The sequence below is a fragment of the Bacillus sp. N5-665 genome (assembly GCF_022637375.2).
GTDB lineage: Bacteria > Bacillota > Bacilli > Bacillales > Bacillaceae_G > Bacillus_A > Bacillus_A wiedmannii.
Map to the genome: position 1 here is coordinate 271,401 of NZ_CP093324.1, position 15,585 is coordinate 286,985.

Consider the following 15,585-nt stretch of genomic DNA (forward strand, 5'->3'; position numbering starts at 1 on the left):
TTCATTCACCTCCATTTCGGTATATAACTATTATGCACCAAACATACATTCGATATATAGTGAAGTAACACTTTCTGTATGTCGAACAATTAAGATGGCTTCCTGCCATCTCTTGTTCGAAGCCAATTCATCTCCCACCTACTCACTTCGCGTTCCTTGAGGAAGGAGTCTTCTTGGCTAAAATGATAAAATTCTTAAATTAATGGATGTGGGGCGGTACCCCATCGCTATCAAGCTAAGCTTATGCAAAGTCAATTTTAGGCGAGATTGTTTCTTTTTTCTAAAGGGTAAGTGTAGGTGATTGAAAGATTTGCATACGAAATAAACCCTAACGGGTTTCACTTTTTTGAATTAAGCGGCTTGATTATCAGACATGGTACAATTGTAAACGACACCTAATATATCAAAGACCGTTTTTTTCTCATATCGATGAGATTTCCGTCCGTTTTGCTGTAGAAGATTGAACAGACGAAGTAACACCTTTGATAGCTCTTGGGTGTTTTTCTGTATAGTTTGGAATAGAAGAAGAAAATATTCTTTAATCATATATATGGCTTTATACTCACTAAGCTCTCGTTTTTTCTTCATGAGGAGCAATTGGCGCATTTGAAACATGATAGAAGAACAGAGTAGAATAGCAATCAATTGACCATATAAATGGCACTCTAATCGTTCTGGTTTTATCTTTTTACAATGATGAATTTGAAAGAATGACTTCCACGTTTTAAATAAAATTTCGATTTGCCAACGCAAAGAATACCAGTTATGTACCTGTCCCATCGGGACAATATCTGTAGGGGTGTTTGTCATATATACATTGATACCGCTGAGTCGTTTACTACGAGGAGAATACTTCATTCCTTTCTTTTTTTCTCTTACAGCTTGATCTTGTAATCGTTTTTGTTGCTGTTGTTTTGTTAACCGATGAACAATTACACGAGCTGGCACTTTATCAATCATTCCTACATAAGCATCAGCCATTTCACATGTTTGTCCTGGTTGAAGGGATTTCATTAAGGTCTCCATATCTATCTGTATATACTCTGTACCTTTCTTAATTCTTCCATCTTGAAAATAATCAGGGTTAGGATTTTTTTGATACATACGTGTATTCGACTTGATACAAGAGATATAGTAGGCCTCTTTATCTTGTATATGTTGAAGGTCTTTTAAATGAAAATAACCTAAATCTCGGATACATAAATCATTCGCTGTCACAGTTGGGGCACACAGAGAGCCGTAAGTGCGATCATGTTGTTTACCTGGACCTGTATGAATATGTAGGAACTGTCCACTTAACAAATCATATTCAAGTTGAATTTTTATCCCAGCCGTATGGCTGCATCCTCCTGCACCTGGATAAACCGATGAAAATACATCCGGGAGTTGAAATGCAGTTGAATCTAAAATACGAATACGCTTGAAGACAGAAGTGTATGGAGAAGAAATCGGCATAGATGCGGCCAATTTTTTCCTTAGTAGTTCGGCTAGTAGGTGTTGTAAAAGTTGGACGGCCGCCTTATTAAATCGTTGATTCAGTCCCTCAGGACTGATAAGTACTGCTGTTGATGCTTCTAAACAGCTAGATAACTGAGTTAAAGAAGTCATAGCTACATTTTGGCTCAACCATACACATAAAGCTACTAAATCTTTTGCTTGGTACTTACTGGTTCGTTGTACAAAGCCAACATCTCTAGCAAGATCCCGTAAGGTATTTGGAGATAAAAAACTTTGAATCTCTTGAGCAAATAGTTGTAATTCGTCAGACACAGAAACAGACATAAAAAACGCCATCCTTTCCTATGATTCTACAGAAAGAATAGCGTATTTTTTCTTTTTATGGATACATTTTTTTAGCTCGATAGCGATGTGGTATTACCTCAAATATAATTATTTTATTTGAAGGTCTCTTTTAAATTTGTTTCAAATCTTTTCATAGGTTGATATACAAGAACGTGTAGTGATAAACCTATCACTGCAGTAATGTTTAAAATAATACTTATAATCATTAAAGACCATTCTATAACTGGAGAAAAGTATCCAGTCGTACTTAATGTAGAAGAACTTACACCAAGTATTAAAATCACTATTAGTAAAGGTAAGTTTTTAACCAATTTGAATCCCCCCTTTAAATATAATATCTTTATATTATTATATCACACACTAGATTATGTAATTAATATAAGATAGTTATCTATGGGAATTTAACATGTTTTTTCGTTTTGGGGGTGACCTATTTTTTTAGCTTGATAGCGATGTGATGCTACCCCACATCCATCAACTTAAGAAATTATTTGTTCTCCAAAACGAAAAAAATGAGCCGAATTCTATAAATAACTGTAAAAAGGTGAAATTTTCATTTTTGCGTGGTTTCAAATCCTTAGCTTGATGGACATGTGGCGGGACCCCATGCCCATCAACTTAAGAATTTTCACTATCCCTAAGTACAAAAAAACGTTATTCTTTCTAAACACTCTAAGAAAAAACACTTATAAATAAAATTTAATTAATTGGTATATACTTCTTGAAACCCTTACTTATGGTTCCATTGTATCCATTTTTAGTGAAGAATTTATGTGCTTTTATTCTATTTGCACTACTTAATAAGATAATTCTTGTGGATCCCCTTGCAATTGATATCTGTTCTACATGTTTCAATAATTTTTCCCCTATCCCATTACCTCGAAAATCTTCATTTACAATCACATACTCTAAAACAGTATACGGTCTAAATTGATATCCAGGATCAAGGCAAAACGTCATAAATATACTTCCTTTGACGTTACCATTATCCCCATAGACAAACAAAAAATTATTAGAATCATCCCTTATCTGCTCAATTCTTTCTGGTAAAACCTTAATATTTTTGCTATGTGGTGCTAATTTTTTATATAGATTTTCAATTACATTACTGTCCTTTGGTTCAGCTTCACGGATCATATAATTACCTACCTTTTGCATTTAATATATCGATGACATGAATTATTTTAACATTCCGATTAAATTATATATTAAGACAAGACTTTTTTGGTGTAATTTAGGATAGGAAAGGATAAAAACGAAAAGAATTGGAACATTTAACAGATTAGCAACCTGAACTGAATTATTTACACAAAGATAAACATTTCTATCATTATGATTTATACTTCCTCTGATTTTCCTCAGTTTACTCATCCAGAATACGTTTAAGTTCGTTAATGTCCTCTGAAGACAATTTTTCTTCTTTCAAGAAATATACAATCAAAGGTTTAAATGCTGCATCATAGAAACGTTTAAGTAAAGATTTTGTTTCTACTTGTAAATTACTATCTTGCGAAACCAAAGTATAATAAGCGTACATACGCCCCATTATCTTGATGGTAAGCAATTGCTTCTTTGTGAACTAATCGATAAATTAGTGTTCAAATCGATTTCGTTTTCCAATCCATTTTCATCTCCAACGCATCAATCACTTCATTTGCCGTTTGTGGAGATTTTGACCATAGTACTTTTATTACTTCTAATTCAACTTCCGAAAATTTAGATATTTTTTTCATGAGATAAAATTACAAACCTCTGTATTACATTTGTAATATTTCGTTGTCAATCTTATTTTATCTTTGCGGAATCCTTTCCTATGTCCATCAACATAAGTACGAAAAAAATCAACAGAAGTTTGGACTTTTATATCCTCCTAATGCGACAAGAAAGTGAATACTTCTATTTCTATAATTATTTTTGGATAAAAAAATTTGTCCCTGTTTAAAGAAGTACCCATTTTCTTATCCCGATGTGTGGACAGGATAATAAGTACTAATTGGACTGTTTCTGTAGATGGTAGAGCATGTTACACTATAAAATTAGTTCCTACTTTCATGCCTTTATACACTTTTTCAAAAGTGTACAAAGACATGGATTTCTAAACAATTTAGACGAGAAAGTAGATCCTTAATGAATATCTTTTGTTACTTATGTAGAATTAAATTACATTTTAGTTAAACTCCAAATTTCATAAGGTTTTACTGGGGACTAAAAAAAGAGAGCATAGCTCTCTTTTTTTAGTATTTAGTTTTGTTTCAAATTCAGTTAAGTAGTTGAAGCGCTACTAAAATTTTGTTCAGAAAGTTAACTAGATTTTCGTGTTTCTTTCATTCTGTTTTCTATAGGAGCTGTACCTCGTACTCCTTGCAATATATGCTAATCTTTTTAAAAGTTTTTAGAATTTTACTTGTGTATGTGTAGTAGTTTCTGTAAATTTATCAGATTGACTAGCTGAAACTCCAAACGTAAGAGGTGAAAACGATATAGACGGAGAAACTTGGAATGTTGTTTCTTGATGCAAGTACTTACCATAAGCGTCTATCTGGGTAGTAGATGCTAATTTCTCAACTGTATAATAAGAGAATGCGGATAAAGTTAGTACTTTTTCGTTATAACAAGCGTAGGATTTATTAACATCATTAGGTAAATCAATATTTAAAGCATAGCCAGAAGGTCCTTTTGACCATTTGTTGCTGTCCTTCGTATAAGTTGCATTCTTAGATTTAGTTTTATTACAATCATACTTTAGCTTCCATTTTTGTTGTCCGTATTGTGATCCTGGAGAAGGAGCCCAAAAAGAACTGTTAACACCTGTACCTATAACATCTATTTTTCTATTACTAGGCATAACACTCCATTCTATTGAAGTTTTTACCCTGTACTTTTGTTTTGCTTTTAAAGAGACAATATTAGTTGTAACCTTTTTATAAGATGTGGTATTCGTATTACTAGAAAGCTTTGCCACACCATTGCTTTTTTGTACTCTTTTTGCTTCTTCTAGTTGAACTTCATTTAAATACTGGTTCTTATCAATTTCAATTTCTTTACTTGAATTATTAACTCCATTTTCAGTAACTTTAATAAACTTTTCTTTGGTAGCTACAACTTGGCCATCAATTTCTAAGTTTTTCATTATTTCCGTTTCAGGCATGTCCGAAATTTCTTCTTTAGTGAAACCTAAAGACTCTAAATGTTTTATTTGTTCTACATTTAGCTCAGCAGCTTCAACTTTAATACCATCCAAATTAAATACTATAAACCCCATCAAAAAACCGACAAATAAGTATATTTTTTTCAAAATAATCCCCCTGGTTATTTTTATATTTAATTTAATTATACAAATAATACGGTTGTTGTATTTCAAAGGTTTTACTATTGAATTCGAATTTTTATAAATCTGCTTGATAAACCATATATCGACCACTAGCAAGGGTAACGAATACTTGATTCTCTTTAATTTTTACTACAGTGCCGTTAGAAGTATAATTATTTAATTTTGTTTTTGCTTTAACAGAAATTTTATTATTTCCATCAATCTGAACCAAAAGCATCTGACCAGTGGAACTAATTACTATTGCATGTTTATCCTTCAGGGCCACCACTTTATTCCATTTATAATTTTTACTTTCTTGATCAGTCAGTTCTGAACTCTCAATCTTTTTCCCTTCTTTATTAAAGAGGGCGAATTTTGCACCTTCTCCAACAGCTATTATAGTACCATCAGAAAGTCTGTCAATTGACGTAATATCATGTTTTGTTGATCCCCAATCTCCAAAGTTGATGACGTTTCCATTTGCTAGTGACATGACTTGATATTTTCCTTTATCACCTACCATCAAAATCTGGTCTTCACATAACTGAATTGAATCATTAATATTCCAATCATTTGGCCATTTTCCTGTTCGTGTTACGCCATAAGAATCACCATCAAGGATAGCATAATAACCTTTATCGTAAACTAATAAAAGCCTTCCATCCGATAGTTGCTTAACAAATCTCGGATTACGTTTGTCCGATAGTTGTCCTTGTTCAACTAAACCTGCAGATGAATCTACAACTTTCCATTTTCCTGATGTACCCGCAATAAAAAAGTTACCATCAGATGTTTTTACAATGCCTTTTGTAGGAAAAGAAGGTTTGTTCTTTTCATGTGAAACCATTGATCCACCAGATTCAGTGCTTAATACAGCTAAATCAGTAGAATTACCAACAAAAATAGTATCCCCATCGATACCTACAGCTTCCTGAATAGTGCCAATTCCATCCCATTTATTACTCACAACACCATACAGATTTGCTGCACTTGCACTTGTAGGTAGTGTTAATAAAGCGCTTGCAAGTAATAATGTAGATAATTTCTTGAGTTTAATCATATTTCCACCCCTATCAAATATATTCAATGAATAATATATAAATATATTAACACATTAGGTGATAAAAGGTAACTGCTATAACATATTTATCAAAAGGATTCAGAATAGTTAATTATATCATTTGATAAGTATATTCGATTATAAAGGTTGCCTTTAAATATTAATAAATATATAATTTAGCTAGGAAAAATTGTGCAGAAAGGTTCAGTAGGGGGCGCATCACATGCCCTATTAAGCTAAGGTATGGTACCCTATGACCTTCCGATCTTGTTGGCTATTACGTAAAAAAATTTAACTTGAGCTAATTGTGTAGTATTTTTATAAAAATGTGTAGTAGAAGGTTATAGCAAATCCGATTATAAAGAGTAATGATACGAGGAGATAGACTCTTTTTTTGTTCTCCCTTGATACTATTTTGTCTAGTGTAATGAAAATACCAACAATACCTGCGATTAATGTGAATTTAGCAAATTCAGATGGATATGTGAAGGTAACTACTGCAAAACAAGCGATAATCAATGTTAGTCTATAAAACAGCATTCCTTTAGACATTTCCATTTGAGAAATCACATCCTTCTTTTTATATTTGACTAGCAGAGCAACCAATTGCGTAACCAGCTAGACATCCAAGACAACCACCGCATGCATATGGACTAGCAAATAAACATCCTCCACATGCACCTTCGCAAGCCCATTTAGCTCATTGAGGCATAGTTTTCCAGTTATTTTTGATACAACGTTGAACATCATCCCAGTAACCTGCTTTAGCACTGTTCTCTTTTAATAGTGATTCGCTTTTCCATCAGTAAATAACTTCACCTGATTAAGTTTTCCATCTTTTGAATTTAGGTCAAGAGTTCCGACCTTTTCACCATCTAAAGTTTTTACTGTTAAAATTACCGTATCACCATTATTTGATGTTTTCAATTCTAAAAATGTAGGGTCAGCTAATTTGCCTTCAGTTTCTTTGAACCCTACAGTTAAATATTGTTTTGTATCATTAGAATTAGGATTTTCTTTTGAAGGAATTATGATAGCCGATGTTTTAGTTTCTTTATAATCGACTTTAACAGCTTCTTCCCATTCAAAATTTGATGTAGAATAAATACTTAATTTATTATTTTTAAGATCAGTTAATTGTTTTTTTACTTTGTCTAATATTTGTTCGTCAGCATATTTATTTGTTTCATTTTTAGAAAGGTTTTCAGGTTTTTTTACAAGGTACATAGTCATTCTTTTTTGAGTTAGTATTGTTATTATTAACACTATCTTGCGCAAAAACTTTCCCTAAATTTAGTGATTATGGTTGAAATACTCCAAAAGCTAATACAACCGCAGCAAAAGCTAAAGCAAAAAATTTTTTCAAATTAACACAGCTCCCTTATAAGTATAATTTCTCCTCAAACCCATAATATACTAAAAATTGATGATTTTTAACTTTTTTATAATAATTGGAATATCGTGTTTGTTTGGATAACCGTGATATATTCTGTTTTTTGTTTATATAAATTAAAAACACCTCCGTTTTTGAAGGTGTTTTTTCGATGGATTTTAAAAGATTTCTATTCTACTCTGTTCTTCTACCATGTTTCCAATGTGGCAATTACTTCTTATGAAAAAGAAAAGAGAACTGAATGAATATAAGGACATATATATAATTAAAAATTACTTTCTTCTTCTTTTCCAAGCTATATTGAAAGACACCCAAGAGCTATCAAAGCGATAAGGCTTCTAACCGCAAGGACTGCGGGGTTAGCCTAATCAATTAGAGTTCGATAGAACTGAATCGCTCACTTCTAAACGAAGTGAAAGTGGGAGTAGTTCAAAAACAGGTGGAATACTTTGTGGAAAATTGAAAATATCTTCTGAATCGTATTTAGCTTTTACTTGAGTCAATTTTTTGAAGTTTTCACCAAAATATAAATCTGACCAATCTTTCATTGAAAGATCTGGTGTGTTAACGTAGACACCTTTCGTAAAAGGAATCAATGCTTGACGAAAATCTTCTACCCAGCGAATCCCTTGTGCAGCTCCCTCAGGTTTGTCCCAAGTGGAGAATAACACCATATTCATTAGAGCATTACGGTAAAAATAAGCAGTAGCTTCTTCGGATACTTCAGAAACAGTTCCACCTAAGCCCTGAAAAAATACGGAAACAGTAGAATTAGATGGAGCTTGATTTATAAAATGTTGAATCGTAGCAATACCTTCTTCAGGTAATAAAGTGTCCATAAAAGGTGCTACGCTTTTAAATGGAAAAGGAGTTGCAGGCTGATGATTGGAAATTAACGTTATAGCTTCTAAATAAGACAGTTCTTTTATGTCTACCTTTATAGGTGATCCAATTTGGAGAAGTGGTTGTATCAATTTCTGTAAGTCTGTAACTGATCCATGAAAAATCCCATGCATCAACAAGGGGGCTGTCTTTTCTGACGACAATAATAATGTAGGGGTAAAGCGTTTATCAGAAGTAGGTAGAGTATACTTTTGCCATTCCTGTATAACGGCTTTTAAATCCTGGTGCTCCCAACTAACTTCAGTAAAACCAACTGTCTTAATTTCATGAGTACGAAATCGAAAAGATGTACAAATACCGAAACTTCCGCCTCCACCACGTAAAGCCCAAAATAAATCAGGATGCTTCTGATCATTAACCTGTAATACACAGCCGTTAGCATCAACCAATTCTATTTCTACTACATGATCAAGTAGTAGTCCTAATGGCCGAGAAAGAATACCTTGACCGCCACCTAAAGCTATTCCTGCGATTGCTGGTTTAGGACAGACCCCATTAGGAATAGCTAATCCTTCTTTCCCAAGAATCTCAGCTAACTGGAGATTTTTACAACCAGCTCCTACTATAACAGTTTTTGATGTTGAATCTATTTTTATTTGATTTATCTCACTGACATCAATTACAATACCACCATCTAAAACTGACAAGCCTTCATAATTGTGACCTCCTGAACGTACTCGGATAGGTACATTATTATGTAATGACCATCGTACTGCATTCACAACGTCTTGAGTATTTTGTGCAAAGACTATAACAAAAGGGAATCTATTAAAAAATGTGTTAAACGATTGACGTGCTGAATCATATTGTGCTTCGCCAGGTGAAACAATACGTCCTGTTAAACTTATATTTTCATCATAGTGCATATAGAAACCTCACTCTCCGTGCAAGAATTTTTAATGCTATAATGTTAATAATATGTATGTAAAAAAAAGTAAGAACTGCCAATTATATTGGTGATTCTTACCTTTTTCATAAAATTAAACAATTTCGTTCAGCTTTTAAATCGACAAAAACCTTTTTAAGCTTGTACTTTTAATATATAGGCTAGTGACGCATGCCTATCAAACTACGAATTCAGAAATATCCAAAAAGCTCGTTCTAAGGGTAATATAAAATTTTTACTTGTTGGCGTTTTGGTACCACCAGCATTTTGGAAAAAGTTAACCAAAAATAAAATAAGCCATCCATATGGATAACTTATTTACATAATTATTGTTATATAAATCAACAATTCAAAGCTTTATTTTACTTTTTCTGTATTTGATAATTCTAGTAGCATCTCACGGAGATGTTCAATATTTACCCCTTCAACTTTCTCCATTAATAATAATTCAGACACTAACTTCTCCATAGTATCTAATAGAAGGATAATAGAAAGTAACGTCATCAACGACCAATATATGGAAATAACTAAAGACCTAGAACATGAGAGTACTGAACTAAGAATACAAATTAATACTTATCTAGAAAATCTCCCGCCAAATGACTAATGAACAAAATATAGATTTTGTTCACATTTATGAAACATTCATATGTTACGTTATATAAGTCCTTTTTTAAATCATTTTCATTCTGTCAAAAAGTCCTAGTCCCCTCTAGGGCTTTTTACGTTTAAATAAAAAAATGTACCGTATTTCTCAATGCACAATATTACTTAACATGGTAAAATAATATTTGGATGGGAGTCCAATACATATTATTAAAATTAAAGTGGTTCAAGTCGGAGGAAGGCACCTTAGGGTGTCTTTTCTTTATTCATAAAAAAATAATGGGGTAATCACCCCATTATTTCTCTTGTACATACATTTCTTTTGAATTCTCTTCAACTTCTTTTATCATTTTTTCTGTTAGTCCGCCCTCATAACCTTCCATATCTTCGGCAAACCTTTCCTTCACTTCGTCAGGAAACTCAACATAAAAGATTTCAGTCATATCTGTAATTCTTAATGCGATCATGATTGGAACAAGGTGAAGCATGTTCACATTTGTTTTCTTCATGTTTGCAAAATCATTTATTGTTGCTACTCGAATACCAGTCAAGCGACTTAAATCTCCCTGTGACATTCCCCTTTCTTTTAGCAGTTCACCTAATCTATTAACAACGCGATGCGGTGTGTTCTCTAATAGTCCAGTAACGACCGAATTCGTATTTTGATTTAGTAAATCACGATGCATTCCTAAAACCTCCCTAATTACGTAATATCACTATATAGAGAAATAAAGAAGTTGTAAACAGATACCATAAAAAACGATTGATAAGAAAGTTGGAGCAAGGTACCTTGGGTTGTCTTTTCTTTATTTCTCAATATAAGAACTTTAAAAATATGCTAGTATTTTAATACAAATTCCCTTTATTACACAATACCAAATTATGCTCTCATTTTTTTATAAACTTTATGCAATTATACATAGTCGGGGTACCGCCACATGCCCATCAACTTAAGAAATCCGACTATCCCCAAGTGTAAAAAAACGTTATTCTTTCTATTCAAGCTATATTTAGAAAGAATAACGTTTTTTATGAATCTTTCTATTCAAGGTGAACCACAATTATTTGGTAATTAATTGTGGGTTTGAAAGAAAGTTGAATCGTTTATAACAAAATTTAACCGTTTTGAAAAAAGATTAACTGTTTATAAAAAAATCATGCCTTTTTATAGAACTGAACCATAGGACCTTTTTATTTCTTAATCAATGTGATATATTTTTATCATAAAGAGCGAAATACATCACGCAGGAGGGATTAAATGAAAAATAAATTATCTTATTTGGGGTTTCTCGGTTTTTTTGGCTTTTTAAGCCCGTTCTCATTTTTAGGTGATTATTCATCGGTTGTAGGTTATTTTTTCGGTTTCTTTTTCTTCTTTATGTATGCAAAGGTTGTACCCGATGAGCTCTTTATACAGCATGTTCGTATCGCCGCTACAAGAGCATTTTTCGTAGCACTCATACTGGGCATTATAGTAACATTAAGTGTTTTGATTTTGGAAAATTTAGCTGTAATTAGATTCCTTGTTTCAATTTCGTTTTTCATACCATTCGGTACATTCCTAATTAGCCTTGAAATATTTGAACATAGAGAAAAGAAAGGGATGCAAAATGCCAATTAAGACTCGAATGAAAGAATATAGGGTAAGGCTAAATATGTCTCAAGAAGATTTAGCTAACAAGGTTGGTGTTAGAAGAGAAACGATTGGTAACCTCGAAAATGGTAAATATAATCCTTCATTCAAACTTACTTATGATATTTCGAAAGTTTTAAAAGCACCTATTGAAGTGCTGTTTTGGTTTGAAGAATAAGTTAATTTTAGTGCAAGTAAGTAAACATTCCTATTAGGGGTCACTATCAAGTTAAGATAATTGTGTATCCATAGCATTAAAAAAACGCTATTCTTTCAGTAGAATTATGGGAAAGGATGGCGTTTTTTATGAATCTTTCGATTCAAGATGAATTTCATTTGTTCGCTGAAGAACTACAGCGATATCTATCTCCACATATTCTTCAACAACTTGCACAAGAGACAGGTTTTGTAAAACGTAAAAGTAAATATGGCTCACAAGATTTGGCTGCTTTATGTATTTGGATCAGCCAACATGTAGCAAGCGATTCCCTCACTCGATTATGTAGTCAACTTTATGCGAATACAGCTACACTCATGAGTACAGAAGGACTTAATCAACGTTTTAACCGATACGCTGTTTTATTTCTACAGCGTGTATTTTCTTTTTAATCAAAAGCAAACTAAACGATTCGTCTCGAATCTCAAACCAATACACCTCTTATTTTCAACGTATACGTATTTTAGATGCTACTATTTTTCAAGTACCCAATCTTTTAGCTCCTATTTATCCTGGTTCAGGAGGGTGTGCACAAACAGCCGGTATTAAGATTCAACTAGAGTATGATTTACATAGTGGGAAATCCCTCAATTTTCAAATAGAACCAGGTAAAAATAATGATAAAACCTTTGGAACAGAGTGTTTGGATACCTTACGACCAGGAGATTTATGTATTCGAGATTTAGGATACTTTTCTCTAAAAGATTTAGACCAGATGGACCAACGAGGCGTATTCTATGTTTCACGGTTGAAATTAAATAATAGAGTATATGTAAAAAATAAATCTCCAGAATTCTTTCGGGATGGGACAGTAAAAAAGCAATCTTTATATGTTTTACTTAACCTTGAAGATATCATGCATCAGATAAAACCAGGGGACACTTATGAAATTCGGAATGCCTATATTGGACAACAAAAATTACCCTCACGAGTTGTAATATACAGACTTACATCAACTCAAATTCAAAAGCGTAGGAAACAGCAATCTTATGTTGAAAAGAAAAAAGGAGTTACATACTCTGAAAAAAGTAAACGTTTAACAGAAATCAATATTTATATTACCAAAATACCATGGGAAATTGTTCCGATGGAACAGGTTCATTATATCTACTCACTACGTTGGCAAATAGAGATTGTATTTAAAACATGGAAATCTCTTTTTGGTATCAATCATTGTCACAATATTAAGCGAGAGAGTCTAGAATTTCATCTTTATGGACAGTTAATCGCTATTTTTCTTTGTTCTTCCACTATGCTCAAAATGCGACAGCTGTTACTACAGAAAAAACAAAAAGAATTAAGTGAATATAAAGCAATTTATATGATTCAAGATCATCTGTACTTAGTATATGAAGCTATACAAAAAGACACCCAAGAAGTATCAAAAATTTTCCTTCGTCTGTTTGATCTCTTACAGAAAAACGGACGAAAATCCCATCGATATGAGAAAAAGACAGTCTTTGATATTTTAGGCGTTGTTTATCAGTGCACTGTATCCAATCTAAAGCAGAAAATTGCATAACCTTTAAAAATACACCTTATCAAGGTTTATTTGAATGCGTATTTTTAAAAACAAATAAACAAAATAGTAAGCATGTAGGCAACAAGAACGGAAGCTCATGAAATCCCTAACCTTAGCTTGCTGGCGATGGGGTACCGCCAGCATTTCGGAAAAAAACCACGCTAAGCAAAAACTACAATAAGCTGCCCATATGGGCAGCTTATTTACATAATTATCGTTCTCGGAAGTTAATTATATTTTTCCACGCACCAAATAAAAAGCTAAAGAACTTATAATAATAGGTGTAACAAAACTAAAAAAGAAATGGCCTAGTAAATTATGTTAAATTTATTATAAAGAAGATCGTGAGGCATCTAGGTAAATTTAGCTAAAGAAAAATCGGGGGATAATCTTATGCAAAATTCATTTTCTCGTGTATTGATTAAAGATACGAGTAATAAAATTTTAATCATTCAAGATAGAGCTGAAGTATGGAACTTTCCAGGTGGAAAACAGGAGTTGAATGAGACTCCTCTAGAATGTGCTAAACGAGAAGTTAAAGAAGAGATTGGATTGCAAGTTAATGACCTTACAGAGATATATCAAGGGAATTTTTGTTTCGGGGATACTCAATGGCAAGGATACTTCTATTTTGCAAATTCTGTTAGTGGTATTCCATTTATAAATGAGTTAGATAAGATAAAGGAAATTCGATTTATCAATAGATTTGAAGTAATTAAATTCCCGTTGGAATTAACAGAAATTATTCAACAAATGTTAGAAAGTCCCCAATTCCAAACAAAATTAACTAATTGGAAGTAGGGTATAATAGACTTCTTAATTATTCATTCAATGGATTGCCTTCCTTTGTATATTTATATCGGAAATTAAACAACTATTTTTTAACCCCGTCTTAAATTTAGAATGGGGTTATGCTTGTTTTAGGTTTTAAAATTTTCGTAGTCTTTTTACACAAGATAAATAAAATATAATATGTATATAGTATTCATACTCGGTTAACATAACGTCTCATTATCGGTAGAAAGAAAAAGGCAGATTACTACTTTCACAAGGAATACACCTTTTTACTTTTCTATGACTCTATTCATTTATTTATACATTCCTATCCTGGTGCGATTTTAAGGTTTTCTTTTGTTACTGGATTATCCGAAAAATTGTATAAAACCTTGCATGTTCTTAGCTTAGATTTTTTCCGAAATACTGGCTGTACCCTTAATTCATCAACTTAAGATTTTATATTAATTGATAGTAAACGAGAATGGTTGACAAATCACCAAACTTTCTCGTTTGTAGAGCTTAAGTTTTCAGTTATTAAACCAAAAATCCCCAAAATAATATCCTACGCAGTATTCTCCTCATGATCTTTTTTCTAGAGTTTAACGTTTTTTGAGAATCTTTGTAACAGAACCCAATATATTGTTTTAAATATTTTTAGGTATCAATAAAAAGAATTTAATATTCTTTCAATATATAAATAATCGGAATTTTTAGACGGGACAAGGGATTGTATGATAATATATTTATATGCATTACTTTACCATTTTTACAATAGACTTACATATAATTAAGATATTGAGGTGATTCATTAGTGGTTAATAATACGTGTGAAACTAGTAAGTATAATTCAATACATAAAAAACGATTTTATAATTCCGTTTTTTCAATTCCTTTAGTTGCTTTAGCTTTATTTATATTATCTTCTGTACAATTAGAATTAACTACTTTTTTGCTTATTACGTTTGTTTCTGTTGCTATAGTGCTCTTTCAATTATTTTATTTTTATAAGAAATGGAAAGTTCAGTTACAAAGTTAAATTTTAGTCAGTTACTAATAATTGTTCTAATTCATTGTACGCCGAAAAGATGGAGTCTGCTTGAAAACTTCGTCTTTGTTTATAGAGGAGAATCGTCTCATTACTATTAACCTAAGATAATTTTATACCCATAATTCATAGCAAGCGTTATTCTTCTTGTAGATATATAGAGAGAGGAGGTTTTTTTCGTTTTATGTATACAATTTTTTAGTTGGACGAGTTTGTGAGGACCACTATTATAAGAATCACTAAATCAAATTTAATAAACAACAATTTTAATTGCTAACAGGGGAATTGTTGATGTATTCTGCTATTACTTCTATTTGAATCGTACTCCCTCCTGTTCTCCATACACTATATCTACCTTGATTCAATTTATGTTTTAAATTGTTATTTTTTATATAATCTTTCTCCACATCAATCGAGCTAACTAAAGTGA

At 32.1% G+C, this 15,585-nt stretch carries 12 protein-coding genes and 3 pseudogenes; 5 read left to right on the forward strand and 10 right to left on the reverse strand.

Translation table 11 applies throughout. The features are described from left to right. Positions 1 to 351 precede the first annotated feature (351 nt). The 8 genes and pseudogenes from MNO09_RS01220 to MNO09_RS01260 all read right to left on the reverse strand — a co-directional run bounded on the left by MNO09_RS01220 (position 352) and on the right by MNO09_RS01260 (position 7,400). Positions 352 to 1,782: an IS4 family transposase gene (locus MNO09_RS01220; protein ID WP_241949888.1), complete on the reverse strand. Its 1,431-nt coding sequence runs from the start codon at positions 1,780 to 1,782 to the stop codon at positions 352 to 354. Between the two features lie 113 nt (positions 1,783 to 1,895). Beyond that, complete coding sequence (locus tag MNO09_RS01225; RefSeq protein WP_070168690.1) at positions 1,896 to 2,114, reverse strand: hypothetical protein; 219 nt, start codon at positions 2,112 to 2,114, stop codon at positions 1,896 to 1,898. Positions 2,115 to 2,502: 388 nt separating this feature from the next. Beyond that, on the reverse strand, positions 2,503 to 2,940 hold the full coding sequence (locus MNO09_RS01230) for a GNAT family N-acetyltransferase (RefSeq protein WP_070168689.1): 438 nt from the start codon (positions 2,938 to 2,940) through the stop codon (positions 2,503 to 2,505). Positions 2,941 to 3,166: 226 nt separating this feature from the next. Then, positions 3,167 to 3,536 (reverse strand): annotated as a pseudogene (locus MNO09_RS01235) (BlaI/MecI/CopY family transcriptional regulator). 659 nt (positions 3,537 to 4,195) lie between these two features. Further along, positions 4,196 to 5,098, reverse strand: a complete 903-nt coding sequence (locus tag MNO09_RS01245) for a hypothetical protein (protein WP_070168688.1) — start codon at positions 5,096 to 5,098, stop codon at positions 4,196 to 4,198. 91 nt (positions 5,099 to 5,189) lie between these two features. Next, a complete protein-coding gene (locus MNO09_RS01250) occupies positions 5,190 to 6,173 on the reverse strand; it encodes a hypothetical protein (RefSeq protein ID WP_241949889.1) in 984 nt (327 codons plus the stop codon). A 318-nt stretch (positions 6,174 to 6,491) separates the two neighbouring features. After that, entirely contained in the window at positions 6,492 to 6,731 is a 240-nt protein-coding gene (locus MNO09_RS01255) for a hypothetical protein (protein ID WP_070168697.1), read from the reverse strand. Positions 6,732 to 6,953: 222 nt separating this feature from the next. Next, entirely contained in the window at positions 6,954 to 7,400 is a 447-nt protein-coding gene (locus MNO09_RS01260; protein ID WP_241949890.1) for a hypothetical protein, read from the reverse strand. Between the two features lie 331 nt (positions 7,401 to 7,731). Between MNO09_RS01260 and MNO09_RS01265 the strand changes: the two are divergent. Further along, positions 7,732 to 7,893: pseudogene (locus tag MNO09_RS01265) on the forward strand (IS4 family transposase); the annotation flags it as partial. Between the two features lie 41 nt (positions 7,894 to 7,934). Here the strand turns inward: MNO09_RS01265 and MNO09_RS01270 are convergent. Further along, on the reverse strand, positions 7,935 to 9,335 hold the full coding sequence (locus MNO09_RS01270; protein ID WP_088106866.1) for an FAD-binding oxidoreductase: 1,401 nt from the start codon (positions 9,333 to 9,335) through the stop codon (positions 7,935 to 7,937). Between the two features lie 922 nt (positions 9,336 to 10,257). Next, positions 10,258 to 10,647 (reverse strand): helix-turn-helix domain-containing protein, encoded by a 390-nt coding sequence (locus MNO09_RS01275; RefSeq protein ID WP_070169361.1) that lies wholly within the window; start codon positions 10,645 to 10,647, stop codon positions 10,258 to 10,260. A gap of 572 nt (positions 10,648 to 11,219) precedes the next feature. Between MNO09_RS01275 and MNO09_RS01280 the strand changes: the two genes are divergently transcribed. The 4 genes and pseudogenes from MNO09_RS01280 to MNO09_RS01295 all read left to right on the forward strand — a co-directional run bounded on the left by MNO09_RS01280 (position 11,220) and on the right by MNO09_RS01295 (position 14,134). Then, positions 11,220 to 11,582: a DUF3796 domain-containing protein gene (locus MNO09_RS01280; RefSeq protein ID WP_088106865.1), complete on the forward strand. Its 363-nt coding sequence runs from the start codon at positions 11,220 to 11,222 to the stop codon at positions 11,580 to 11,582. Further along, positions 11,572 to 11,772, forward strand: coding sequence for a helix-turn-helix transcriptional regulator (locus MNO09_RS01285; RefSeq protein WP_088106864.1), 201 nt, complete (start codon positions 11,572 to 11,574; stop codon positions 11,770 to 11,772). Before MNO09_RS01280 ends, MNO09_RS01285 begins: the two co-directional genes overlap by 11 nt. Before the next feature lie 128 nt (positions 11,773 to 11,900). Then, a pseudogene (locus MNO09_RS01290) lies at positions 11,901 to 13,333 on the forward strand (IS4 family transposase). A gap of 393 nt (positions 13,334 to 13,726) precedes the next feature. Then, positions 13,727 to 14,134 carry an NUDIX hydrolase gene (locus MNO09_RS01295; RefSeq protein ID WP_088106863.1) on the forward strand — a complete coding sequence of 136 codons (408 nt, stop codon included), beginning with the start codon at positions 13,727 to 13,729 and terminating at the stop codon, positions 14,132 to 14,134. Positions 14,135 to 15,585 lie beyond the last annotated feature (1,451 nt).

Coding starts and splice junctions, on each gene's coding strand:
- MNO09_RS01295 (WP_088106863.1), top strand. CDS start 13,727: ATGCAAAATTCATTTTCTCGTGTATTGATTAAAGATACGAGTAATAAA.
- MNO09_RS01270 (WP_088106866.1), bottom strand. CDS start 9,335: ATGCACTATGATGAAAATATAAGTTTAACAGGACGTATTGTTTCACCT.
- MNO09_RS01285 (WP_088106864.1), top strand. CDS start 11,572: ATGCCAATTAAGACTCGAATGAAAGAATATAGGGTAAGGCTAAATATG.
- MNO09_RS01260 (WP_241949890.1), bottom strand. CDS start 7,400: ATGTACCTTGTAAAAAAACCTGAAAACCTTTCTAAAAATGAAACAAAT.
- MNO09_RS01250 (WP_241949889.1), bottom strand. CDS start 6,173: ATGATTAAACTCAAGAAATTATCTACATTATTACTTGCAAGCGCTTTA.
- MNO09_RS01220 (WP_241949888.1), bottom strand. CDS start 1,782: ATGTCTGTTTCTGTGTCTGACGAATTACAACTATTTGCTCAAGAGATT.
- MNO09_RS01280 (WP_088106865.1), top strand. CDS start 11,220: ATGAAAAATAAATTATCTTATTTGGGGTTTCTCGGTTTTTTTGGCTTT.
- MNO09_RS01275 (WP_070169361.1), bottom strand. CDS start 10,647: ATGCATCGTGATTTACTAAATCAAAATACGAATTCGGTCGTTACTGGA.
- MNO09_RS01230 (WP_070168689.1), bottom strand. CDS start 2,940: ATGATCCGTGAAGCTGAACCAAAGGACAGTAATGTAATTGAAAATCTA.
- MNO09_RS01255 (WP_070168697.1), bottom strand. CDS start 6,731: ATGGAAATGTCTAAAGGAATGCTGTTTTATAGACTAACATTGATTATC.